The sequence below is a fragment of the Arthrobacter sp. NicSoilB4 genome, assembly GCF_019977335.1.
Classification (GTDB): domain Bacteria; phylum Actinomycetota; class Actinomycetes; order Actinomycetales; family Micrococcaceae; genus Arthrobacter.
On record NZ_AP024653.1, the window covers coordinates 2781578 to 2803312 of the forward strand.

The window sequence follows — 21735 nt, forward strand, 5'->3', positions numbered from 1 at the left end:
CGGCAGGGCGCGATGCCGCCGTGCGCGCCCCGCGGCGCAGCCCCGGAACCGCGAAGCCAACGAAAAAGCCGCACACCAGCGGTGTGCGGCTAGGTCGCCGGCCGTGTACGGCCGCCGGATATCGGGCTGCCTAGAGTGCGGCCCGCTGCAGCGAACGCGCCGCGTCGATGGTGGCCTGGCCCAGCACGCGGCTGCCCTGGTACAGCACCACGGTCTGGCCGGGGGCCACACCGCGCAGGGGCTCCGTCAGGGTGACGACCAGGTCGCCGGCGTCGGTCGCGCGTTCCATGCGCGCGGTGGCGGGCACGGGGTCGCCGTGGGCGCGGACCTGGGCGTAGCAGTCGAACTCCTCGCCAGTGGCGATCTCCGCGATCGGCAGGCCGGCCCAGGAGACCTTGATGCCGCGGATCTCGTCGATGGCGAGAAGCGCCTCGGGCCCCACCACCACTTTGTTTTCCTTCGGCCGGATCTCCAGCACGAAGCGCGGCTTGCCGTCGGTGGCCGGGGTGCCCAGCTTCAGTCCGCGGCGCTGGCCGACCGTGAACGCATTCGCACCGGGGTGCTCGCCGACCTTCGCGCCGGATTCGTCGACGATGTCGCCGGTGGTCATCTCGATCTTCTCTGCCAGCCAGCCGGCGGTGTCGCCGTCGGGGATGAAGCAGATGTCATGGCTGTCCGGCTTGTTGGCCACGGACAGGCCGCGGCGCTCCGCCTCGGCGCGGACCTCGGCCTTGGACGGCGTGTCAGCGAGCGGGAACATGGAGTGCTTCAGCTGTTCGTGCGTGAGCACGCCCAGGACGTAGCTCTGGTCTTTGGCCCAGTCCGCGGCGCGGTGCAGCTCGGGGTTGCCGTCGGCGTCGTTGATCACCTTGGCGTAGTGGCCGGTGCAGACGGCGTCGAATCCCAGGGCGATCGCCTTCTCCAGCAGCGCGGCGAACTTGATCCGCTCGTTGCAGCGCATGCAGGGGTTCGGTGTGCGTCCGGCGGCGTATTCGTCGATGAAGTCCTGGACCACGTCTTCCTTGAAACGCTCCGAGAAGTCCCACACGTAGTACGGGATCCCGAGCACGTCGCACGCCCGCCAGGCGTCGCGGGAGTCCTCGATGGTGCAGCAGCCGCGGCTGCCGGTGCGCAGGGTACCCGGCATCCTGGACAGCGCAAGGTGGACGCCGACGACGTCGTGTCCCGCCTCGACGGCGCGGGCTGCTGCGACGGCGGAATCGACGCCGCCGCTCATGGCTGCAAGAACTCGCATACTGACTTTCTTTGGGGTTCGGGGGTTGTTGCCGGCATTGGCGGCTGCTGGAGGCAGAAGTAGCACAATGCCCGCCGCCCTATTCTATCGCCACGCCGAATCCTGACCCAAAAGACCTTGACGTCCGCCGGTGGCGATTCTAAAGTCAAAAATAACGGTTTTAGATGCAGTTCCTGCGACATGCGGCCCCGGTTGCGCCGGCGGCCGCAGGAATCGAGCACGTCATGGCCTCCGACAACTTTGTGATCGTGGGCGGCGGACTGGCCGGCGCCACCGCCGCCAAGACCCTCCGCGCGGAAGGCTACGGCGGGCCCGTGATCCTGCTGGCGGAGGAGGGGCACCATCCCTACCTGCGCCCGCCGCTGTCCAAGGAATTCCTACTGGGCAAGGCCGAAGACGACGCCCTGCCCGTGGTCCCGGCCGGCTGGTACGCGCAGAACGGCGTTGAACTGCGGTTGGGCGCGGCCGTCACGCGGATTGATCCGGCCGCCCGCAGCGTGACCCTCCGGGACGGCCAGAGCCTGGGCTACGCCTCCCTGCTGCTGGCCACCGGCGCCCGCCCCCGGCGCCTTCCGCTGCCCGGAAGCGGCGCGGAGGGGGTCAGCACGTTCCGCACCGTTGACGACTGCCGCCGCCTGCGCGCCGGACTGGCCGACGGCGGACGGAATGTCGTGATGATCGGTTCGGGCTGGATCGGGATGGAGCTCGCCGCGGCGGCGTGCGCGTATGGAAATTCGGTCACCCTGCTGGGGCTCGAAGAGGTGCCCCTGGGCGCGGCGATCGGGCCGGAGCTGGGCGGGTTTTTCCGTTCGCTGCACGAGGCGAACGGCGTCCGGTTCCGGCTCCCCGCCTCTGCTGCGGAAATCAGGGAGCAGTCGGGCCGGGTCACCGGCGTGGTAACGGATGCCGGGGAGATCCTGCCCGCGGATCTGGTGATCATCGCCGTGGGGGTGGCCCCCGAAGTCTCGCTGGCCGAAGCGGCGGGGATCGCCCTGCAGAACGGCATCCTCACGGATGCCTCGCTGCGCACCTCAGCGCCCGGAATCTTTGCCGCCGGGGACGTCGCCAACGCCCTGCATCCCTTCACCGGTGAGCACCACCGCAGCGAGCACTGGTCCAATGCCCTCAACGGCGGCAAAGTGGCGGCCAGGGCGATGCTCGGCCAGGACGCTGTCCTGGACACGGTCCCGTACTTCTACACCGACCAGTTCGATGTCAGCATGGAGTACTCCGGCTTCCCGGCGCTCGTCGCGGGGCCGCCGGCGATCCGCGGCTCCATCGAGGGCAAGGAGTTCCTCGCGTTCTGGCAGCGCGACGGCCGGGTGGTCGCGGGAATGAGTGTGAACTGGCCGCGCTCGGGCAAGCCGCAAAAGATGATCAAGCAGCTGATCGCGGCACGAACCGCGGTGAGCCCGGCTGACCTCACCGATCCGGGCGTCCCGCTCGACAGCCTGCTGCCGGAGTCTCAGCTGTACTAGCCTTTCGCGGCAGCGTGGCGGGCGACGGTTCCGGCGGTCTGGATGCTGGACTCGTGGCCGGCCATGCCGGCCTGGCGTGCGCGGGTGTAGGCGCCGGGCAGGGCGGCCAGCAGCGCATCGACGTCGGCTGCGGTGGAAGAGTGCCCCAGGCTGAACCTCTGGGCCCCTCGGGCTGTGTCCTCGTCCAGTCCCATGGCCAGCAGCACGTGGGACGGCCGGGGTACGCCCGCTGTGCAGGCCGACCCGGTGGAGGATTCGACCCCTGCCAGATCGAGCAGGAACAGCAGGGAGTCCCCTTCGCAGCCGGGGAACGTGAAGTGCGCGTTGCCCGGCAGCCGTCCGGGACCTGGGGCCCCGCGCAGCACGGCGTCCGGCACAGCTGCCAGGACGCCGTCGATCAGCCGGTCCCGGAGCGCGGCAATGCGTTCCCGCTCCTCCGGAAGTTTGGTTGTGACCGCCTCGGCCGCCGCGGCAAAGGCGGCAATGGACGCGGTGTCCAGGGTTCCGGAGCGGACGTCGCGCTCCTGTCCCCCGCCGTGCTGGACCGGGGTGAGCTTCACGGCGCGGCCGAGCATCAGCGCCCCGACGCCGACCGGGCCACCGATCTTGTGCCCGGAGATGGACATGGCGTCCAGCCCGACGGCCCGGAAATCCACGGGTACCGAGCCGAAGGCCTGGACGGCATCGGAGTGGACCGGCACTCCGGCGCGGTGCGCCAGTTCGACGATCTCCGCGACGGGCTGGATGCTACCGACCTCGTTGTTGGCCCACATCACCGTGACCAGGGCGATCGAGGCCGGGTCCCGGGAGAGTTCCGCGGCGAGCACGTCAAGGTCGACGACGCCGTCGGCGTCCACCGGCAGCCACGACACTTCGGCGCCCTCGTGCCGCTCGAGCCATTCGACGGTATCCAGCACGGCATGGTGTTCGACGGCGGAGCACAGGATCCGCGTCCGGGCAGGGTTCTCGGCGTGCCGGGCCCAGTACAGGCCCTTCACGGCAAGGTTGTCGGCCTCGGTTCCGCCCGAGGTGAAGATGACTTCGGAGGGGTGCGCTCCGGCAGCTGCCGCCAGCACTTCGCGGGCGTCCTCGACGGCGCGGCGGGCGCGCCGGCCCGATCCATGCAGCGAGGAAGGGTTGCCGGTCCGGGCCAGCTCACGCGTCAGCGCGGCCAGGGCCTCCGGGGCCAGGGTAGTGGTTGCGGCATGATCGAGGTATACGGACACAGGGCAATTCTACCTGCGGGCCGGGCGCCGCACTGGTGTACATTCGAGCGGTGAAAGCGTCCCTGTACCTCGTCCTGGCCACCCTCTTCTGGTCCGGGAATTTCATCGTCGCCCAGGCCGCCGTCGCCTCAATGACGCCCCTTGATCTGACGTTCTGGCGCTGGGCGCTGGCCGCCGTGCCTCTGCTGCTGTTGGCCCACTTCGTGGAGAAGCCGGACTGGCGCGCGGTGTTGCGCCGCTGGCCCGTGCTGCTGCTGCTGAGCGTGCTGGGCATGAGCGGCTACACGCTCCTGCTGTACGGAGCCCTCGGCCACACGTCCGCGATGAACGCTTCGCTGATCACGGCGGCCAACCCGGCCCTGATCGTTGTACTGGCGATGGTCCTGACCGGGGAAAGGACCACACGCCTGGGCTGGTTCGGCATCTGCCTCGGCCTTCTCGGCGTTCTGCTGGTTCTGACCCGCGGCGAGCTGCAGCGTTTGATCAGCCTGTCCCTGAATATCGGTGAACTCCTGATGATCGGCGCGATCTTCGTCTGGGGCTGCTACACGATCATCGCCCGCAGGCTGGAGGTCCCCGCCATCGCGGCCACGGCTGTTCAGGTGGTGATTGCGGCCGTGTCGCTGGCACCTTTTGCCCTCGCCATGAACGTGAGGCTCCCGGAGACTGCGGCCGAGGCCTGGTCGCTGGCCTACATCGTGGTCTTCCCGTCCCTGGGCGCCTACCTGCTGTGGAACCTTGCCCTGAAGACCACCCCGTCCGGCACCGCCGGGAATTATCTCAACCTCATTGTCGTCTTCACGGCGGTCATCACCGTGGCGCTGGGGACACCGCTCACGCTGGTCCAGATCGCGGGGGGCGTGCTGGTGATCGCCGGGGTGCTGCTGACCGGAATGAAGGGGCAGGCCAAACCCCCGGCGGCCGCCGCGCAGCACCTCACGTCCGGCCCCGCGTCGAAGGACCTCGCCCCTAAGGCCTGATCCGGGCGCAGCACTGCGCCGGCAGCGCGGCTCCCTGCGCGCGGAGCTCGTCGATGGCGAGGGCCTGCACCCGGTCCGGGTCGATGCCGCAGCCTTCCGCGGCGCCGCCCAGAAAGGCGCCGTTCATGGCGCAGACCACATCGGTGTGCCCCTCGGCGATCCTGTGGAACGGACAGTTGAGCAGCACCAGGCCGCCCTCGCCGTCGTCCTCGGGACGGTAGCCCTCCGAGGCAAGGAACGCGGCAAAGTCGGCTCCCCCTGCCCCTGCCTGGGCGTCCGGCTGCCCGGCCGGGGCGGCCGTGGCACGGGCTGCCGCAAGCCCCCGCGCATGGGCCGTGCGCACCAGCGCTTCGCGCGCCGAACCGAGGCGCGCGGTTGACTCCTCGATGGCCGACACCAGCAACTCCGCGGCCAAATCGTAGTTCCGGTCCGGCACCGACGCAGCGACCTCCCGGACGGCAGCCAGGTAGAGCTTTGCCGGGCGGCCGGACCCGGGCCCGCCCCTGCCGCCAAGCTTCCGGAATTCCACGGCCAGGAGCCCGTCCTGCACCAGGCGGTCCAGCTGGAAGGACGCCGTGCTCCGGGGCAAACCCAGAGCTCCGGCGGCGTCGTCGCGGCTGACGGGGCACCCGGCCGAGGCGACGAAGTCGAACAGCTTCCGGCGGTTCTCGTCCCCTAGGGAGGCGACGGCCGCAATCCTGCGGTTCCACGGGGTTCGGATCATGAAATCAGCCTAGCTCTAAAATCAAGATTCATTGCTTTACTACTCGTTCCATTCTAAAATCAAACTATCCAATTTTAGAAGGAGTAGTGATGAAATCCTCTGCATCCCTTACGTCGCCCGCCCGGCCCCTGGCCGCGGCTCCAGAGCGCCAGGCCTTCCTGCTGCTGCGGACAGTCTTCACCGTCGCACCGGTGGTCTTCGGCCTGGACAAGTTCACGAACCTGCTCACCGACTGGACCATGTACCTGGCTCCGGTGGTCACAGATGTTGTGCCGCTGCCGGCGCAGACCATCATGTACGTCGTGGGCGTGGTGGAGATCGCCGCCGGCCTGGCGGTGGCGCTGAAGCCGCGGTTCGGCTCGCTGCTCGTGGCGGTCTGGCTCCTCGGAATCATCGTCAACCTGATCATCCTTGGCAGCTTCTACGACGTGGCCCTGCGTGACTTCGGCCTGCTGGTCGGGGCGCTGGCCCTGAACCGGCTCGCGCAGCCAAAGCAGGGGTAAACGGTTCCGGACGGCCCTATGCGGACGGAGGAACGACGTCGATCCGCGTTTCGGTCTCGGACCGTGCCACAGCCAGGGCCGCGGCGTCGGGGCAGGAAACGGAAACGTACACCGAGGAGCCCGACTTGCTGAACAGCCGGGCGTAGATGGCGGTGGCCCTGGTGCCGGACCGTTCGCCGCCCTCGAACACCAGCACTTCGACCGCCGGGGCGGGCCCGCCGGGTTCCCCGCCCCAGCGCAGGGCCGCCGGCTCCAGGTAGGCGGGAAGAATGCTGGCGTCAAGGTACTGGAAGAGGGCCTCCGTGGACGCCCTGTCGTCCCCGGAGACGGCAAGGGCTGATTGGCTGGTCCGGACCTTTGCCGCGACCATACAGCCGTCTTCCTTCACGTACTCACTCGCGCCGGCTACGTTCTCCTTGACCGGTTTCCATCCCGGGGCGTCGCGCAGCCCGTCGGAAAGCTGGATGGGCACCCCGGCGGCCAGGGTCTCCCCGGCGGTGAAGGGCATATCCTTCGCTGCGACGGCGGCTGCGTCGTGACCGGGAGTGATGGTGGGGGTGGCGAGCGTCGGAGGCGCCGGAGCGGCTTTGGGGGCGGAGGGGTCCGGGACGCCGACGCTGCAGCCCGCAAGCGTCGCCGCCACGGCGAGCGCCAGGAACCCGCGGCTCCCGCGACTCCCCCGGCCAGCCCCGGATTCCAGCTTGCTGCCCATGCTCCCGCCCCAATGTCGCCATGCCGGTTCGTTTTTCCGCCCGTGCCTCCGCACGATTCTAGACTCTCTCCACGACGGCGCCCGTCCCCTGCGCCGATTCACGTATCGCGGAAAACGGGCTACGCCAGGACACGTACCGCCCCAGGGACCACCTCGATCGTGAGCGGCAAGGGACCGATCCGTTCCCCGTCGGCGTAGGCCACCACGTTGTCGGCCGACAGCTCCACTTTGCGGACCCGCCGGATGTGCACTGCCGGATGGCCGAGGTGGCCACCGGAAAAGACCCTGGGAAAGACCTTCAGCAGGCCTGTGCGGGAAAGCGGGCTGACGATGAACAGGTCCAGGAGGCCGTCGTCGAGCACGGCGTTAGGCGTCACCTTCATTCCGCCGCCGATCGACTGGCCGTTGGCGACGGAAATCAGCATCGCACCCTGCCGCCAGGTCTCGCCGTCGGCTGTCACGGTGTAGTCGATGGCCCGGAACGAGGCGAGTTCACGGAGCATCGCCAGGTGGTAGCGTGCCTGGCCGCGGGGCCAGCGCCAGGCGTTGGCCCGTTCGTTGACGGCCGCGTCGAACCCGGCGGACACCACACCGGCGAACCAGCGGGACGTCCCTTCGGAGGAGGCTCGGCCGGCGTCGATCAGCCGCCCGCCGGATTCCAGGGCTGCCAGCACCGTCGCGCAGGCTGCGGGAATGTCGTGGGCCGGCACGCCGAGCGTCCGCGCCATGTCGTTCCCGGTGCCGGTCGGGACAATCCCCAGCGGGACCGTCCCAAAGGGCATGCCCGACCCGGCGAGCGCATTCACGCCGAGATGGACCATTCCGTCACCGCCCACCACAACGAGGGCATCCGCCCCTGAGGCCAGCGCCTTGTCCACCGACGCGGCGAGCGCGGCATAGCTGTCCTCGCACAGGAGCGCGACGTCGGCCCCGGCCGCCTCGAAGAAGGCGGCCGCCTCGTTGCCGGCATGCAGGCCCCGGCCAAAGGACGCCCGAGGGTTGACGGCAACGGCGATAAACATGCGCTGAATTATGCCAGCCGCCGGGGAACCTTCCGTGCCGGTACGCGCGTTCTTCCCCTAGCCGGTTAAACTGGCCGGGCCGGACGTCCAGGCCGGGCTGGCACCATCGAGGCAAAGGATTTTTGCTTGACGCAGGGCAACAGCTCGCATTACCAGGTCCTTCGGATCCCCGTGACGGCGACGGATAAGGAGATCAAGGTGGCCTACCGCAAGGCTGCTCGGACCGCGCACCCGGATCACGGCGGCGACCCGGCTGCGTTCCGGCGTGTCACCCTCGCTTACGAGACATTGATCGATGCCAAGAGCCGCGCCGACTACGACCGGTCCTACGGCAGCGGCCGCGGCGCCTTCGCGTCCCCGCCGGCCGACGAGGGCGCCCACTTTGACGCCCCGGCAGCCGGCAGCCGAGCGTCGGCCAACGTCCGCCGCCCCAACACGCCCCGGAACACAGCCGCCGACCCGCCGGTCTACCTCCCGCCCTTCGAGCAGTACGCCGGGACCGGTGAGGTGCCGCTGATCCCGCAGGACCTGGCCGCACAGCAGGTCCACGGGCTGCCCCGCAAACGCGGCATCTTCGGTGCGGAGGCACGGATCCAGCGGGAAATGCGGACGGTGCAGCTCATCAGCCGGCAGGTCCTCCCCGCCATCCCGGCCGCCCGGCTCATCAACGGGCTGCAGTCGCCGGCCGACAACAGCCACATCGACCACGTGGTGCTTTCCGGCTACCGCATGGCGGTCATCGGCTCCATGCTGCTCCCGCCCGGCGCCTACGCCTGGAACGGCAGCGCCCTGACCCACGGCGGCCGGTCCATCGCCCCGCCCCAGCTGGCCCACGTGGTGCGCCGGATGCAGGACATCTTTCCGGAACTCAACGTCACCGGCTGGACCGTGGTCCACAGCACCAACGGAAACCTGCACGAACCGGTGATCGACCGGCACCGCCGCTCAGGCGCCCACGAGACCGTCCAGGTGGTCAACGCCGCCGGGCTGGCACGCGGCCTCAAGCAGTTCCTGAGTTCCGGACCGGCCCCCAACACGGTGATCGTTCCGGTGCTGGCACGGCTGCTGCGCGGGATGCACTAACAGTCTCGCTAGGATGGGACAGTGTTCCGCATCCTCTTCCACACCCCAGAAATCCCCGGCAATACGGGCAACGCGATCCGGCTGGCCGCCATCACCGGCGCCGAACTGCACCTGGTCGAGCCCCTGGGCTTCGATTTCTCCGACGCGAAACTGCGGCGGGCCGGCCTCGACTACCACGACCTCGCCGTCGTGACCGTCCACCGGGACATCGACGCGGCCTGGGCAGCCCTCGCACCGGAGCGCGTCTACGCCTTCACCTCCGACGGCGAAGCGTCCTACACGGACATCAGTTACCGTCCCGGTGACGTGCTCATGTTCGGCCGGGAATCCGTGGGCCTGCCCGAGGACCTCAAACACGACCCCCATGTCACCTCCCGCGTCCGGCTGCCGATGCTGCCCTCCTTGCGTTCGCTGAACCTTGCCAACGCAGCCTCGATCGCGGTCTACGAGGCCTGGCGCCAGAACGGATTCGACGGCGCCAAGCTCTAGCCCCCACAACTTTCCCTACGCCCCGCCCATCCAGGTCCGCCACAGCGTCGAATCACCTGTGAAGCCCAGTTGGGCCAACGGGAACCGGAGCGGGGAAAGGAGCGAGGAGCGGCAGGTGACAACAACGCACGTGCACAGGTTTACCGACCGGCGGCTTGCCGGCGGCCTCGCCCCCCGGGAAGCCCATCCTGACCCGCGATCGGCGGCGGGCACCTTATGCTTGAAGGTGATGGACACTCCCAACGCCCCGAACCCCGAGGCCACCGCTACCCCGGGCACTCCAGCCGAAGTAAACCGGAGACTCGGTGCCTTGCTGGAATTGATTGCCCGCGGTGACCAAGCAGCCTTCGCGGAGTTCTACGAACTCACGTCCCGGCGCGTATTCGGCATGGCCCGGCGGGTTCTGATCGACGTGGAACTCAGCGAGGACACCACCCAGGAAGTCTTCCTCCAGGTCTGGCAGAACGCCGCCAAGTTCAACCCGGAGGCGGGGAGCCCGCTCGCCTGGCTGATGACCATTTCGCACCGCAGGGCCGTGGACAAGGTCCGTTCCTCCCAGTCGTCCACCGACCGGGAAGCGAAATACGGCGCCAGCAGCCAGGACATCGACCACGATTCCGTCTCCGACGAAGTCGGCAGCCGGCTTGAAGCCGAGGCTGTGGTGCGTTGCCTGGAGACGCTGACCGACACACAACAGGAGTCCGTGCGGCTCGCCTACTACGGCGGCCTCACCTACCGGGAAGTCGCAGAGAAGCTCAATGCTGCGGTGCCCACCATCAAGTCCCGCATCCGCGACGGACTAATCCGACTGAAGACCTGTCTGGGGGTGAGTTGAGATGACCGACATGAACGCACATGACAAAGGCCACGTCCCTGCCGGCTTCGCAGCCGATATCGCCACCGACCTCGCCTCGGGCCGCGCGGCTGACCTCGCCGAGCTGTACGCCCTGAACGCAGTGGACGACGCCGAGCGTGCCGCCATCGAGGGGTACCTCGCCTCGGCTCCGGCCGCAGAACGCGCCGCCTTCGACGAGCGCGTCCGCCAGGCCCGCGAGACGCTTGCCACCACCTTCACCGCCGAAGCAGAGCCGCCCGCCGGCCTGCTGGACCGGATCATGGCTTCCCTGCCTGCCCAGGACCAGGCCTCCGCGGCCGGCGCGCACACGGGTCAGGCGCCGACGGCGGTTCCGCCCGTCGTTGCCCGGCCCGTCCGGGAGACGACGGAACTCTCCGTCACCGACGAACTCGGCGCCGCCCGCAAGCGCCGGGACGAACGACGCCGGCCGCAGGGAATGCGCAACTGGCTCGTCGGCATCGCTGCCGCAGCCTTCATCGCCCTGGGCGGAGTCGGAGTCGGCGCCTACGTGGCGAACCAGAACGATCCGCTGAACCAGGTGCTGCAGGCAGGCGACGTGCGGCAGGCGACCGTCAACGTCACCGGCGGCGGCACGGCCACCGTGTCCGTCTCGCCGTCGAAGGACGCCATCGTCGTCAAGATGAACGACGTTCCGGCACCTCCGCCCGGCAAGGTCTACCAGATGTGGCTGATCCCCAAGGACGGCTCCGCCCCAGTGTCCCAGGGACTCATGGACGCGGAAGCGCTGTCCAAACCGGCCGTCGTCAAGGGCATCAGCTCCGCGGCAGCCCTCGGCATCACGGTGGAACCGACCGGCGGTTCGGCGTCGCCGACAATGCCCACCGTGGCGGCCGCCACCCTGGGCGCGTAGCGTCCGGAATCCGCACAAGCAAAGCCCCTGACCACCAAGCCGCGCAGGCCCTGAACCCTCCAAGGATTCAGGGCCTGCGCGGCTTTTGCCGTTTGACGCGGCTTACGCCCCAACTGTGGTGAGGTGAAGCCGGTCGATGATCTCCTGGGCTTCCTCCGACGGTGCCGAGCTGGCGCTCAGGGTGATGGAGTTTTCCTCAGGTGTGGGGGCTTCGAGTGCCTCGAACTGCGATTCCAGCAGTGCCGCGGGCATGAAGTGCCCGTGCCGGGTCGCCAGCCGGTCGGAGATCCGGTCCTTGCTGCCGTCGAGGAAGACGAACACTACGCCTTCGCCGCGCAGGACATCCCGGTAGCGCTTCTTGAGCGCCGAGCAGGTGACGATGCCGGGGGTGCCGGTCCCGGTGTGTTGCCGGATCCACCCGGCGATGCTGTCCAGCCAGGGCCAGCGGTCCTCGTCTGTCAGGGGCTGGCCGGCGTGCATCTTCGCCACGTTCGATTCGGGGTGCAGATCGTCGCCTTCCGCGAAGTCCCAGCCCAGCCGGCCGGCCAGCAGGCCGGCCACGGTTGACTTTCCCGATCCCGAGACGCCCATGATGACGAGTACGGGGTGCTGCGCAGTCTTCGCCATTAAAGTCTGCCTTCCTCAATAAATATGATTTAAACAGACTCCAGCTTATGGGAGAGGACCCGCAGGGGGCAACACTAGAAGCCTGCGATGGTCCCCGGACCGTTGACCGGTACGACGTGGAACGCCTCGGCGCTGCGGCCCGCCGGGAGCCCGCCGCGCTCCGCGGTCCGGACCATCAATCCGCGGACGGTGCGGTCCATGGCGTCGATGTCGGGGTGTTGGCTGGTGTGGATGTGGATTGCGGCGAGTTTGCCCTCGACGTGGTCCGTGACGTCGACGAAGTGGTTTTCGCGTTCCTCCGGTCCCGCGAAGAGCCACAGCCACGGCAGCCTGTACGCCTCCAGCCCCGCCTCGGCCAGCTCCGGGTACGCAAAGGGGTTCTCCAGGGCCGGATACACGGCCCGGGTCACGGCCTCCCCCACGGCGAGATGGTCGGGATGGCTCTTTTGGATCCGGTTCCAGTTCCGTTCGGGGTGCATCGAGAGCACGACGTCGGGCCGAAGCCGCCGGATCAGCCGCACGACTTCGCGGATCACCCCGTGCGACGGTTCGAGGTACCCGTCACGCTCGTGCAGGTAATGAATGTCGGTCACACCGACGAGGGCCGCGGCACGGCGCTGCTCCTCGTTCCGCAGCCGGACGATCTCGTCCCGCTGCGCAGGGTCGAAGCCCCCGGCGTCGCCGTCGGTCATGATGCAGTAGCTGACCTCGACCCCGGCGGCGGTCCAGGCGGCGATCGTGCCGGCGGCGCCGAAGTCGATGTCGTCCGGGTGGGCAGTGAAACAAAGCACCCGCCCGATCCCGTGTTTCTCAGGATCGAACGGGCTTTGCGCCTGCGTGGCAGTGGTGTTCAAGGAATCAGCCCCGGCGCTTCTTGATTTCAGCTGTGGCTTGCGGCAGGACCTGGAAGAGGTCCCCCACGATGCCGAAATCGGCGATCTCGAAAACGGGCGACTCGGCGTCCTTGTTCACGGCCACGATCACTTTGGCGGTCTGCATGCCGGCCTTCTGCTGGATGGCCCCCGAGATGCCTGCGGAAATGTACAGCTGGGGCGACACGGTCTTCCCGGTCTGCCCGATCTGCGCGTCGTGCCCGATCCAGCCGGCGTCAGTTGCGGCGCGGGAAGCGCCGATCGCTGCTCCGAGGGCGTCGGCGAGGTCTTCCAGCGGACCGAAGTTGCCGTCGACTCCGCGTCCGCCGGCGACAACGATCCGCGCCTCGGTGAGGTCCGGGCGGCCGCTGGCGGCCTTCTCCGTACGGGCCGTGACCCTGGCTGACGCCGCGGTGGCAGTCTCCGGCACCTGGACGGTGACGGATTCCGGCGCCGTGCCGGTGACGGCGGGTTCCGGCGTGATGCTGTTGGATTTGACGGTCAGAACCGCTACCGGAGTCGTGGCTTTCGCCGTGGTTGTGTAGGAACCGGCCAGCACGGACTTGTGCGCCGTTCCGTCCGTGTCCACGGCAACGACGTCGGTGATGACGCCGGCACCGAGCTTGATGCCCAGTCTCGCCGCGATTTCCTTGGCCTCCGCCGAGTTCTCGGTCAGGACGACGGTGGCTCCTGCGGTCTGCACAGCGGCGGCGAGATAGGACGCCTTGGGGCCCACGAGGTAGTCGTCGAGGTCCGTTGCGGAGGGCCGGTACAGCGTTTGGGCGCCGTAGGCGGCCAGGGCAGCCGCGACGTCGTCGTGCAGTTCGCCGTTGAACGCGACCGCAGGCTCGCCCAGGGAACGGGCCATGGTGAGCAGCTCCAGGCTGGCCTTCTTCAGGACCTGGCCGGGGTTGTCAATGAATACCAGTACTTTTGCCATTGTCTGAGAATCCCCTTAGAGCAGCTTCTGGGCGGCCAGGAACTCAACCAGCTTGATGCCGGCGTCGCCCTCGTCGGTGATGATGGTGCCGGCGGTGCGCGCCGGGCGCACGTCTGCGGAGTCGACGGCGGTCCAGGAGCCTGACCGTCCGACCTGCGCCGGATCCACGCCGATGTCGGCCAGGGTCAGCGTGGTGATGGTCTTCTTCTTGGCCGCCATGATGCCCTTGAAGTTCGGGTACCGGGGGTCGTTGATCTGGTCTGTGACCGAGACGAGCGCGGGCAGCGTCGCCTCCAAGGTGTCGGCGTGGGTGTCGCCGTCGCGGCGGGCGGTGAGCCGGGCGCCGTCGAGCTCCAGTGAAGACGCGAACGTGACCTGCGGCAGGTCCAGCCGCTCGGCGAGCTGGGCGGGCACCAGGGAGGTCTCGCCGTCGGTGGAGGCCATGCCGGTGAGGACGAGGTCTGCCGGGGTGTCCGCGCCGAGGTGGCGGATGGCAGCGGCCAGCGCCAGGGACGTGGCGGCGGCGTCTGATCCGGCCAGTGCTTCATCGGTGAGGTGGACGCCTTCGCTGGCGCCGATCTGCAGGGACTTCTTCACGGCGTTGACGGCGCCGGCGGGGCCCATGCTCAGCGCGATGACCTTGTTGCCGGCAGCCTCGCCGCCGCGGGCTTCGATCAGCTGGAGTGCGGCCTCGAGGGCGTACTCGTCCAGTTCGGAGAGGATGCTCTCGGAGCGGTCCGTCGTGTTGCCCGGGCCGGTGAGGTGCCGGTCAAACTGCGCGTCCGGGACGTGCTTGACCAGCACGATGATCTTCAATGTCTCTTCCACTGTGTTTACAGCAGCCTTCCATGCGGGTGGGCAGCCAGCCGGGCGGGGGCGTGGCCACGGAACGCCCGGGGCGCCGGGCTGCTCCTAGCTAACCATATCGGGAGCTGCCGACGCGGCTTGGGTTAAGGCCTGTGTCAGGGCCGCCCCGACATTGCACGGCGAAGGCCGGACCGCCCCTGGTGGAGCCGCCCGGCCTTCGCATGAACCCTGTGCGCCGCTGCTACTGCTCGGCGGCCGTGCCAAGGGTCACATTGAGCTGCTGTTCCTTGCCGTCGCGAAGGACAGTGACCTTCACCGAGGCTCCGGCGGGCTGCTCGCGCACGGCGGCCGTCAGCTGGTTCGGATCGCTGATGGTGAGGTCCTGGAACTTCGTCACGACATCGCCTACCTTGACGCCGGCCTTGTCGGCGGCGGAGCCGGACTCGACCGTGGCGACTTCCGCCCCGACGGAGAAACCGGAAGCCGAGGAACTAGCGGTCTTCTGCTTCACGCTCACACCGAACTGGCCGTGGGTGGCCTTGCCGGTGCTGATGATCTCCTGGGCGACGCGTTTGGCGTGGTTGATCGGGATGCTGAAGCCGACGCCGATGTTGCCGCTGCTGGCGGAGTCACCGCCGGCCGAGGCGATGGCGACGTTGACGCCGATGATCTCACCCTTGGTGTTGACGAGGGCCCCGCCGGAGTTGCCGGGGTTGATGGCGGCGTCCGTCTGGATCACGTTGATGGAGATGCTGCCCTGGTCGGCGGTGGCCTGGCCCTGTCCGCCGTCCGGCGGCGCGAACTGGAAGCCCTGGTCGCCACCTTGTGAGTTGTCGGCACCCTCCTTGGGAGCGGCCGAGGAGGCAACGCTGATGGTGCGGTTCAGGGTCGACACGATGCCGTCGGTGACGGTCCCGGTGAGGCCGAGGGGCGAGCCGATCGCGACGGCGGTGTCGCCGACGTTCAGTTTGCCGGAATCGCCCAGGACCGCCGGAACCAGTCCGGAGCCGTTCTGGATCTTCACTACAGCGAGGTCGGAGAGCGGATCCGTGCCGACGATCTTGGCACTGTAGACCTTGCCGTCACTCATGCGGACTTCGATCGCGGCGTTGGCCGCTGTGCCATCGAGGGTGACGACATGGGTGTTGGTGAGGACGTGGCCTTCGGCGTCGAGGATGATGCCGGAGCCGGTGCCGCCCTGGCTGCCGTTGGTTGCCTTGATGGTCACAACGCTGGGCGTGGCCTTGACTGCGGCCGCGGTGATGGCGTTGACGTCTTCCCTGTTGTTTACGATGACGGGGCCGGCCTGGCTGCTGTTGCTGGATGCCACAGACGGGAGGGCCCGGCCCCCCAGCAGTTGCGTGGTCCCCGCGACGACTCCGCCGCCGACGAGGCCAGCGGCAAGGATGCTGGCCACAAGGGTGGGAACACCGAAGGCGGCCTTGCGCTTCGGGGCGTGGGCGGGGTTGGAGGCGTAGGGGGAACCGGGCTGGTTGCCGCCATAGCCGCCGTGCTGCGGCGGGCCGAAAGAACCCTGGTTGTGCTGCTGCTGGGACTGGCCAAAGGCGGAGTTGCCGGCTGCCTGGCCGTAACCGGCCGTGTGCTGCGGGTTCTGCTGGCCCGTGGGTCCCTGCTGGCCGTGTGCCTGCGGCGCTCCGAACTGCTGGGTTTCCGGTGCCGGGGGTCGGCCGTAGGACGGCTGGTGCTGCGGGTAGACCGGCTGCGGGGGGTTGTCCGCGGCCCGGTCCAGCCGGAGGGTCGGATTCTCGTGCGCTGAGTCCGGCGCGGGGGCAGCCTGCGGGTGCCCTGAAGGGCCCTCGTTCGGCGTGGCCGGCTCCCGGTCCTCTGGTGAAGCGCCCTGCGCTGGGTTCTCAGTCATAAGACTTCCTTTCATCATCGTCTCCATTAACTATGGACGATTTCACTGAGACTAGGGCACACGTTTGCTGGGAGGTTGCTGAGCATCGGAAAGGGGCCCCTTTTCGGGGGCCTGCCCGACGGCGCCGTGACGGGTTCAGCGACCGGTTCAGCGCTTTTCGCTGGTGGCATATTCCCGCCGGTGGACGGCCTATTGGGTGCACCATAGAATCAAATGGAATCGCCACAGCGACCTGCGGCTTTACATCTGCGTGGGGGCGCTGCTGCATTCTGTGACGACCGGTTCGGCCCGAACTGGTCGCAGAAGTGCTGAAGGGTTGCACATGCGGTCTACCTATAAACGTCTCCTCGCCGTTCTTGGCGTCGTCGGACTGCTGGCGCTTCCCGCCGCTCCGGCCCTCGCCGAAGATCCGGTGACCATACCGTCCGGTCAAAACATCGTTGACAGCGGCAACTTTCTAGGAAGCCGCAAGGGCGAAGTCCAGGAAGCCATCCAGAAGCTCCTCAAGGAGCACAAATACAACCTCTACGTGATCACGGCAAAGACATTTGAGAACCCTGCGGACGCGGAAGCCTGGGCCCAGGCCGTAGCCACCAACAAAGGCATGGGCAAGGCCGATGTGATCCTCACGATGTCCGACGGCAACTACTACTTCTCGCCAAACAAGGCCAGCGCCATTTATCCCAAGAAGACCAACATTACCCAGAACGCCATCGTGCCTAACCTCGCAGGCGGGAAGCGGGACTTTGCCCAGGCGGCCATCGACACTGCGACTGCCGTCGGCGACGCAGCCGGTGGCGGGAGCGGCTCGGTTTCCTCGGGTGACGGCGCCGGCAGCGCCGTGCTCGTCGGCGTGGGCGTTGTTGCAGCGGGCGGGGCGGGCGCCTACCTCTACCTCCGCAACCGCAGGAAGAAGGCTGCCGCGGGCGCCGGTGCAGGCTCCGGAGCGCAGGGCGCCGAGTTGGATCCGCTCGCCGGGCTCACCGTCGAAGAATTGCGCCGCAAGAGCGGGTCGCTGCTGATCGAGGCCGACGACGCCATCAAGTCCAGCGAGCAGGAACTTGGCTTCGCGCAGGCACAGTACGGCGACGCCGCGGTCGGAAACTTCACGAAGGCTTTGGAGGACGCCAAGGGCCACATGTCCGAGTCCTTCAAACTGCAGCAGCAGCTCGATGACCACATCCCCGATACCGAGGAGCAGCAGCGGACCTGGCTCGGGGAGATCATCCGCCGTTCCGAGGCAGCCCTTGCCTCCCTCCAGGAGCAGAAGGCGGACTTCGATTCACTCCGCGAGCTCGAAAAGAATGCTCCGCAGGCTCTTGCCGCGGTCAGCGCCGGCGCGAGCGAGGCGGAAGCCAAGATCGCCAGCGCCGAGCAGTCGCTCGCCGAGCTGCGGGCCAAGTATGCCGAAAGCGCCTTGGTGCAGGTGGGCGACAACATCAACCAGGCCAAGGAACGGCTGGCCTTCGTGCAGAACGCCTCCGTCACGGCACAGGAGAAGCTCAGCGCCGGTGAAGGCAGCCTCGCCGCCGTCGCCGTCCGGGCTGCGGAAGAAAGCTTGCACCAGACGAACGTGCTGATCGGGGCCATCACCAAGGTCGCGGGAAGCCTCGACGAGGCGCGCAGCGGCCTTGAGTCCGCCGTCGTCGACACCTCCCAGGACCTGGCCCAGGCCAAAGCCCTGCTCCAGTCCGGAGCGCACCCTGAACTTGCCGGCCCGGTCGCCGCGGTGGAAGCCTCGCTGGCACGGGTCAAGGCTGACATCCACGGCGGAAAGATCGATCCGATCGCCACCCTGGAACGGGTCGAGACGGCACACCAGTCCCTGGATGCTGCCCTCTCGGGCATCCGCGACCAGCAGGAGCAGGCCCGCCGTGCGCAGGCCTCGCTGCAGCAGAGCATCATGTCCGCGCAGGCGCAGATCAGCGCGACCTCGGACTACATCACCGCCCGCCGCGGTGGTGTGGGCACCGAAGCCCGGACCCGCCTGGCTGAGGCCCAGCGGAACCTCGACTACGCGCTGTCCATCTCGCGCAACGACCCCGTCACCGCCCTGCAGTACGCCCAGCAGGCGCACGCACTCGCGGCACAGGCAGCGCAGCTGGCCCAGTCCGACGTCGACCACTTCGGCGGCTACGCCAATCAGGGCTACGGCCGGGGCGGGATGTTCGGCGGCGGGGGCGGCGGCGGCCTGGGTGGCGCCATTCTGGGCGGCATCCTGATCAACTCCATCCTGCACGGCGGCGGTGGTGGCGGCGGCTGGGGCGGCGGCGGCGATTCCGGCGGGGGCTGGGGCGGCGGAGACTTTGGCGGCGGAGGAGACTTCGGCGGAGGAGACGCAGGCAGCTTCTAGCCGCCACGGGCCGCACACGAGGCAGTTACAGGCTAGGCGCCAGGGGGAACGCTCCGAACGGCGGATAGAAGCAGTACGTACATAGTTCACCACCGAATTCAGTGGGAACCACTGAGCAGGACGAAAGGTATCACCATGAAGCAGTCCATTTTCGGCCGCATGGCGCAGCTGGCGAAGGCCAACATCAACTCCCTGCTGGACCAGGCCGAGGACCCGCAGAAGATGCTGGACCAGATGGTCCGGGACTACACCAACAACATCGCCGAGGCCGAGGCTGCGGTGGCCCAGACCATCGGCAACCTGCGCATGCTCCAGGATGATTACAACGAGGACATCCGGAACGCGAAGGACTGGGGCAACAAGGCCCTCGCAGCGTCCCGCAAGGCCGACGAGTACCGCGCCAAGGGCGACATCACCGACGCCGAGAAGTTCGACAACCTGGCCAAGGTGGCCCTTCAGCGCCAGATGTCCGCGGAGAACGAGGCGAAGTCCGCCGAGCCGAGCATCGCCTCCCAGTCCGAGGTCGTGGACAAGCTCAAGCACGGCCTGGACCAGATGAAGGGCAAGCTCAACGAGCTCACCAGCAAGCGCAACGAACTGGTGGCGCGGTCCAAGACCGCGGCTGCCCAGTCCCAAGTGCACGACGCCCTCAAGAGCATCGACTTCATGGACCCCACGTCCGAGGTGGGCCGTTTCGAAGAGAAGATCCGCCGCGAGGAGGCGAAAGTCCGCGGCCAGCAGGAACTTGCCGCGTCCAGCCTGGACGCCCAGTTCAACTCGCTGGAGGACCTCGGTGAGCAGACCGAGATCGAGGCTCGGCTCGCCGCGCTGAAGTCCGGCGGCTCGCCCGCTGCCATCGGCGCCGGCGAGGGCAACAAGGCCGGCTCGACGGTTGACGAAGCCGACTTCGACAAGCTCTAAACACTCCCCCGGCGGGCTTCCGCCGGACGCTTGGCACCGGATCTGCAGAGGCCGGGCCCCGGACGGTCGACAGACGCCACGGGGCCCGGCCTCTGTTGTCTCCTGCCATGCCTTCGCCGTGCGGTGCCCGGCTGTGCCTTGCTGTGCCACGGCAGCGCCGTCCCGTCCACACCGGCCGCGCGTGTACCGTTGATCCATGTCTTCGGGAAACCTGTCCTCGACCCTTGTCTGGCTCCGCGACGATCTCCGGCTGGATGACAACCCGGCCCTGAGTGAAGCGGCCTCACTGGGACAGCCGCTGACCGTGGTGTATGTCCTCGACGAAACCTCCCCCGGTGTGCGTCCCCTCGGCGGCGCCACGAAATGGTGGCTGCACCACTCCCTGGCGGACCTCGCCGCCGGTTTGGAGGCCAAGGGCTCCCGCCTGCTGCTGCGCCGCGGTCCGGCCGCGGGCATCATCCGGGACCTTGCGGAGGAAACCGGGGCCTCGACCCTGCTGTGGAACCGCCGCTACGGGGGCCCCGAACGCGAGGTGGACGCCGGCGTCAAGGCCTGGGCCGCCGAACAGGGCCTCACTGCTTCCAGCTTCCAGGCGAACCTGATGTTTGAACCGTGGACGGTGCGGACCGGGGCGGGCGGCCCGTACAAGGTCTTCACGCCTTTCTGGCGGGCCTGCCTGGAGGCGCCGGAGCCCCGGCTCCCCCTGGACGTCCCGGAGCGCCTCCCTGCCCCGGCTGCGGACGCGGACGGAAATCTCCCGTCCGGCGCCCAACTCGACAGCTGGGGGCTGCTCCCCCATACTCCGGACTGGAGCGCCGGCCTCGCGGCCACGTGGCAGCCCGGAGAAGCCGGTGCCCACGAACGGCTTGAGGATTTCCTCGACGGCCCGGCAGAGGAGTACGGCACCGGCCGGGACACGCCGGGCGTCGAAGGGACCAGCCGGCTCTCCGCCCATCTGCGGTTCGGCGAAATCAGCCCCTTCCGGATCTGGCACGCACTGCGCGAACGCTTCGGGCCCGCGGCGCCGTCCGACGTCGGGATCTTCCGGTCTGAACTCGGCTGGCGGGAGTTCTGCTGGCAGCTGCTGTACGAGAACCCGGAGCTGGCCACCCGCAACTACCGGCCCGAGTTTGACCGCTTCGCCTGGCAGACGCCGTCGGACGCCGAACTCGGTGCCTGGCAGCAGGGCCGCACCGGCTATCCCCTGGTCGACGCCGGCATGCGACAGCTCTGGCAGACCGGCTGGATGCACAACCGGGTGCGGATGGCCGCCGCGAGTTTCCTGGTCAAGAACCTCCTGGCCGACTGGCGGCTCGGCGAGGCGTGGTTCTGGGACACCCTGGTGGACGCCGACGCCGCGAGCAACCCGGCGAACTGGCAGTGGGTGGCCGGATCCGGCGCCGACGCCTCGCCCTACTTCCGCATCTTCAACCCTGTGACCCAAAGCAAGAAGTTCGACGCCGGTGCCCGCTACCTGCGCGAGTACCTCCCGGAGCTGTCCGGGCTGGATGACAAGACGATCCACGAACCGTGGAAGGCCGATGGTTCGGCTGCCGGCTACCCGGACCCTGTGGTCGGGCTGCCTGAGTCCCGGGCCCGGGCGCTGGAGACCTACCAGCGTCTCAAGGACGGCTGAGGCGCCCGCGCGCCGAAGGATGAAGGCTGCGGCTGCGGACACGAATCTGTGGCAACAAAAAAGGCCCGGATCAACAGATCCGGGCCTTTCTCTTCTTCTTCAGTTGCGGGGACAGGATTTGAACCTGTGACCTCTGGGTTATGAGCCCAGCGAGCTACCGAACTGCTCCACCCCGCGTCGCTTGATCAACACTACCCTACTTTTGGGACCGCCCGAGCCACTTGCCGAACTCCCAATCTGCCGGCGGCTCACGACACGCGTTCCCGGCTTAAAGCAGAAGGTCCGGACCAGTGTTTCCAGTGGTCCGGACCTTCTTTTCAGTTGCGGGGACAGGATTTGAACCTGTGACCTCTGGGTTATGAGCCCAGCGAGCTACCGAACTGCTCCACCCCGCGTCGCAAGATCAACTCTACCTGCCGGTGAACTTGAGGCCAAATCGAGGTGGCGTGATGTGCGTCTCCCGGCGCTGCCGGCTTCGCCGGACTGCGGTCCGTTCCCGGC

20 protein-coding genes and 2 tRNA genes are annotated in these 21735 nt (G+C 68.2%); 10 read left to right on the plus strand and 12 right to left on the minus strand.

Going from position 1 to position 21735, the window contains the following annotated elements:
- Positions 1-130: 130 nt before the first annotated feature.
- A complete protein-coding gene (mnmA, locus tag LDO13_RS12580; protein WP_224047068.1) occupies positions 131-1255 on the minus strand; it encodes a tRNA 2-thiouridine(34) synthase MnmA in 1125 nt (374 codons plus the stop codon).
- A gap of 224 nt (positions 1256-1479) precedes the next feature.
- On the opposite strand from mnmA, the gene LDO13_RS12585 reads away from it, so the two are divergent.
- Positions 1480-2733: an FAD-dependent oxidoreductase gene (locus LDO13_RS12585; RefSeq protein ID WP_224049776.1), complete on the plus strand. Its 1254-nt coding sequence runs from the start codon at positions 1480-1482 to the stop codon at positions 2731-2733.
- On the opposite strand, the gene LDO13_RS12590 is transcribed toward LDO13_RS12585, so the two are convergent.
- Positions 2730-3959: a cysteine desulfurase family protein gene (locus tag LDO13_RS12590; RefSeq protein WP_224047069.1), complete on the minus strand. Its 1230-nt coding sequence runs from the start codon at positions 3957-3959 to the stop codon at positions 2730-2732. The two genes, LDO13_RS12585 and LDO13_RS12590, sit on opposite strands and share 4 nt — an antisense overlap.
- 50 nt (positions 3960-4009) lie before the next feature.
- Between LDO13_RS12590 and LDO13_RS12595 the strand changes: the two genes are divergently transcribed.
- A complete protein-coding gene (locus tag LDO13_RS12595; RefSeq protein WP_224047070.1) occupies positions 4010-4939 on the plus strand; it encodes a DMT family transporter in 930 nt (309 codons plus the stop codon).
- Here the strand turns inward: LDO13_RS12595 and LDO13_RS18605 are convergent.
- The gene (locus tag LDO13_RS18605) at positions 4929-5663 is read right to left on the minus strand and encodes a transcriptional regulator (RefSeq protein ID WP_263422132.1); all 735 of its coding nucleotides are present in this window, start codon (positions 5661-5663) and stop codon (positions 4929-4931) included. The two genes, LDO13_RS12595 and LDO13_RS18605, sit on opposite strands and share 11 nt — an antisense overlap.
- A gap of 89 nt (positions 5664-5752) precedes the next feature.
- Here LDO13_RS18605 and LDO13_RS12605 point away from each other — a divergent pair, with 89 nt between their 5' ends.
- Positions 5753-6166, plus strand: a complete 414-nt coding sequence (locus LDO13_RS12605; protein ID WP_224047071.1) for a hypothetical protein — start codon at positions 5753-5755, stop codon at positions 6164-6166.
- Positions 6167-6182: 16 nt separating this feature from the next.
- Here LDO13_RS12605 and LDO13_RS12610 read toward each other — a convergent pair whose 3' ends face one another.
- Both LDO13_RS12610 and LDO13_RS12615 read right to left on the minus strand, forming a co-directional pair.
- A complete protein-coding gene (locus tag LDO13_RS12610) occupies positions 6183-6878 on the minus strand; it encodes a hypothetical protein (RefSeq protein ID WP_224047072.1) in 696 nt (231 codons plus the stop codon).
- A 119-nt stretch (positions 6879-6997) separates the two neighbouring features.
- Positions 6998-7900, minus strand: a complete 903-nt coding sequence (locus LDO13_RS12615; RefSeq protein ID WP_224047073.1) for a YegS/Rv2252/BmrU family lipid kinase — start codon at positions 7898-7900, stop codon at positions 6998-7000.
- A gap of 126 nt (positions 7901-8026) precedes the next feature.
- Here LDO13_RS12615 and LDO13_RS12620 point away from each other — a divergent pair, with 126 nt between their 5' ends.
- The 4 genes from LDO13_RS12620 to LDO13_RS12635 all read left to right on the plus strand — a co-directional run bounded on the left by LDO13_RS12620 (position 8027) and on the right by LDO13_RS12635 (position 11199).
- Complete coding sequence (locus LDO13_RS12620; RefSeq protein ID WP_224047074.1) at positions 8027-8983, plus strand: DnaJ domain-containing protein; 957 nt, start codon at positions 8027-8029, stop codon at positions 8981-8983.
- A gap of 21 nt (positions 8984-9004) precedes the next feature.
- Positions 9005-9472 carry a tRNA (cytidine(34)-2'-O)-methyltransferase gene (locus LDO13_RS12625; RefSeq protein ID WP_224047075.1) on the plus strand — a complete coding sequence of 156 codons (468 nt, stop codon included), beginning with the start codon at positions 9005-9007 and terminating at the stop codon, positions 9470-9472.
- A gap of 229 nt (positions 9473-9701) precedes the next feature.
- Entirely contained in the window at positions 9702-10307 is a 606-nt protein-coding gene (gene sigK, locus LDO13_RS12630; RefSeq protein WP_224047076.1) for an ECF RNA polymerase sigma factor SigK, read from the plus strand.
- 1 nt (position 10308) lies between these two features.
- Positions 10309-11199: an anti-sigma factor gene (locus LDO13_RS12635; RefSeq protein WP_224047077.1), complete on the plus strand. Its 891-nt coding sequence runs from the start codon at positions 10309-10311 to the stop codon at positions 11197-11199.
- A 102-nt stretch (positions 11200-11301) separates the two neighbouring features.
- Here the strand turns inward: LDO13_RS12635 and LDO13_RS12640 are convergent, their stop codons facing one another.
- The 5 genes from LDO13_RS12640 to LDO13_RS12660 form a co-directional block, all read right to left on the minus strand.
- Positions 11302-11826, minus strand: a complete 525-nt coding sequence (locus tag LDO13_RS12640) for a gluconokinase (RefSeq protein ID WP_224047078.1) — start codon at positions 11824-11826, stop codon at positions 11302-11304.
- Between the two features lie 74 nt (positions 11827-11900).
- Positions 11901-12680, minus strand: coding sequence for a PIG-L deacetylase family protein (locus tag LDO13_RS12645; RefSeq protein WP_224047079.1), 780 nt, complete (start codon positions 12678-12680; stop codon positions 11901-11903).
- Between the two features lie 4 nt (positions 12681-12684).
- Entirely contained in the window at positions 12685-13638 is a 954-nt protein-coding gene (locus tag LDO13_RS12650; RefSeq protein ID WP_224047080.1) for an electron transfer flavoprotein subunit alpha/FixB family protein, read from the minus strand.
- A gap of 15 nt (positions 13639-13653) precedes the next feature.
- Positions 13654-14454, minus strand: coding sequence for an electron transfer flavoprotein subunit beta/FixA family protein (locus LDO13_RS12655; protein WP_224049777.1), 801 nt, complete (start codon positions 14452-14454; stop codon positions 13654-13656).
- A 232-nt stretch (positions 14455-14686) separates the two neighbouring features.
- Positions 14687-16324 (minus strand): trypsin-like peptidase domain-containing protein, encoded by a 1638-nt coding sequence (locus LDO13_RS12660; protein WP_224047081.1) that lies wholly within the window; start codon positions 16322-16324, stop codon positions 14687-14689.
- Between the two features lie 322 nt (positions 16325-16646).
- Between LDO13_RS12660 and LDO13_RS12665 the strand changes: the two genes are divergently transcribed.
- The 3 genes from LDO13_RS12665 (at position 16647) to LDO13_RS12675 (ending at position 21234) form a co-directional block, all read left to right on the plus strand.
- Entirely contained in the window at positions 16647-18677 is a 2031-nt protein-coding gene (locus LDO13_RS12665; protein WP_224047082.1) for a TPM domain-containing protein, read from the plus strand.
- Positions 18678-18812: 135 nt separating this feature from the next.
- Positions 18813-19598 carry a PspA/IM30 family protein gene (locus tag LDO13_RS12670; protein WP_224047083.1) on the plus strand — a complete coding sequence of 262 codons (786 nt, stop codon included), beginning with the start codon at positions 18813-18815 and terminating at the stop codon, positions 19596-19598.
- Between the two features lie 196 nt (positions 19599-19794).
- Entirely contained in the window at positions 19795-21234 is a 1440-nt protein-coding gene (locus LDO13_RS12675) for a deoxyribodipyrimidine photo-lyase (protein ID WP_224047084.1), read from the plus strand.
- Between the two features lie 103 nt (positions 21235-21337).
- On the opposite strand, the gene LDO13_RS12680 is transcribed toward LDO13_RS12675, so the two are convergent.
- Positions 21338-21411: transfer RNA gene (locus LDO13_RS12680), tRNA-Met, on the minus strand.
- Positions 21412-21555: 144 nt separating this feature from the next.
- A tRNA-Met gene (locus LDO13_RS12685) sits at positions 21556-21629 on the minus strand.
- Between the last annotated feature and the right edge of the window lie 106 nt (positions 21630-21735).

Excerpts from the sequence above, each read along its gene's own strand:
- mnmA (WP_224047068.1), bottom strand. The coding sequence starts at position 1,255 with ATGCGAGTTCTTGCAGCCATGAGCGGCGGCGTCGATTCCGCCGTCGCA.
- LDO13_RS12585 (WP_224049776.1), top strand. The coding sequence starts at position 1,480 with ATGGCCTCCGACAACTTTGTGATCGTGGGCGGCGGACTGGCCGGCGCC.
- LDO13_RS18605 (WP_263422132.1), bottom strand. The coding sequence starts at position 5,663 with ATGATCCGAACCCCGTGGAACCGCAGGATTGCGGCCGTCGCCTCCCTA.
- LDO13_RS12605 (WP_224047071.1), top strand. The coding sequence starts at position 5,753 with ATGAAATCCTCTGCATCCCTTACGTCGCCCGCCCGGCCCCTGGCCGCG.
- LDO13_RS12610 (WP_224047072.1), bottom strand. The coding sequence starts at position 6,878 with ATGGGCAGCAAGCTGGAATCCGGGGCTGGCCGGGGGAGTCGCGGGAGC.
- LDO13_RS12615 (WP_224047073.1), bottom strand. The coding sequence starts at position 7,900 with ATGTTTATCGCCGTTGCCGTCAACCCTCGGGCGTCCTTTGGCCGGGGC.
- sigK (WP_224047076.1), top strand. The coding sequence starts at position 9,702 with ATGGACACTCCCAACGCCCCGAACCCCGAGGCCACCGCTACCCCGGGC.
- LDO13_RS12635 (WP_224047077.1), top strand. The coding sequence starts at position 10,309 with ATGACCGACATGAACGCACATGACAAAGGCCACGTCCCTGCCGGCTTC.
- LDO13_RS12640 (WP_224047078.1), bottom strand. The coding sequence starts at position 11,826 with ATGGCGAAGACTGCGCAGCACCCCGTACTCGTCATCATGGGCGTCTCG.
- LDO13_RS12650 (WP_224047080.1), bottom strand. The coding sequence starts at position 13,638 with ATGGCAAAAGTACTGGTATTCATTGACAACCCCGGCCAGGTCCTGAAG.
- LDO13_RS12660 (WP_224047081.1), bottom strand. The coding sequence starts at position 16,324 with ATGACTGAGAACCCAGCGCAGGGCGCTTCACCAGAGGACCGGGAGCCG.
- LDO13_RS12665 (WP_224047082.1), top strand. The coding sequence starts at position 16,647 with ATGCGGTCTACCTATAAACGTCTCCTCGCCGTTCTTGGCGTCGTCGGA.
- LDO13_RS12670 (WP_224047083.1), top strand. The coding sequence starts at position 18,813 with ATGAAGCAGTCCATTTTCGGCCGCATGGCGCAGCTGGCGAAGGCCAAC.
- LDO13_RS12675 (WP_224047084.1), top strand. The coding sequence starts at position 19,795 with ATGTCTTCGGGAAACCTGTCCTCGACCCTTGTCTGGCTCCGCGACGAT.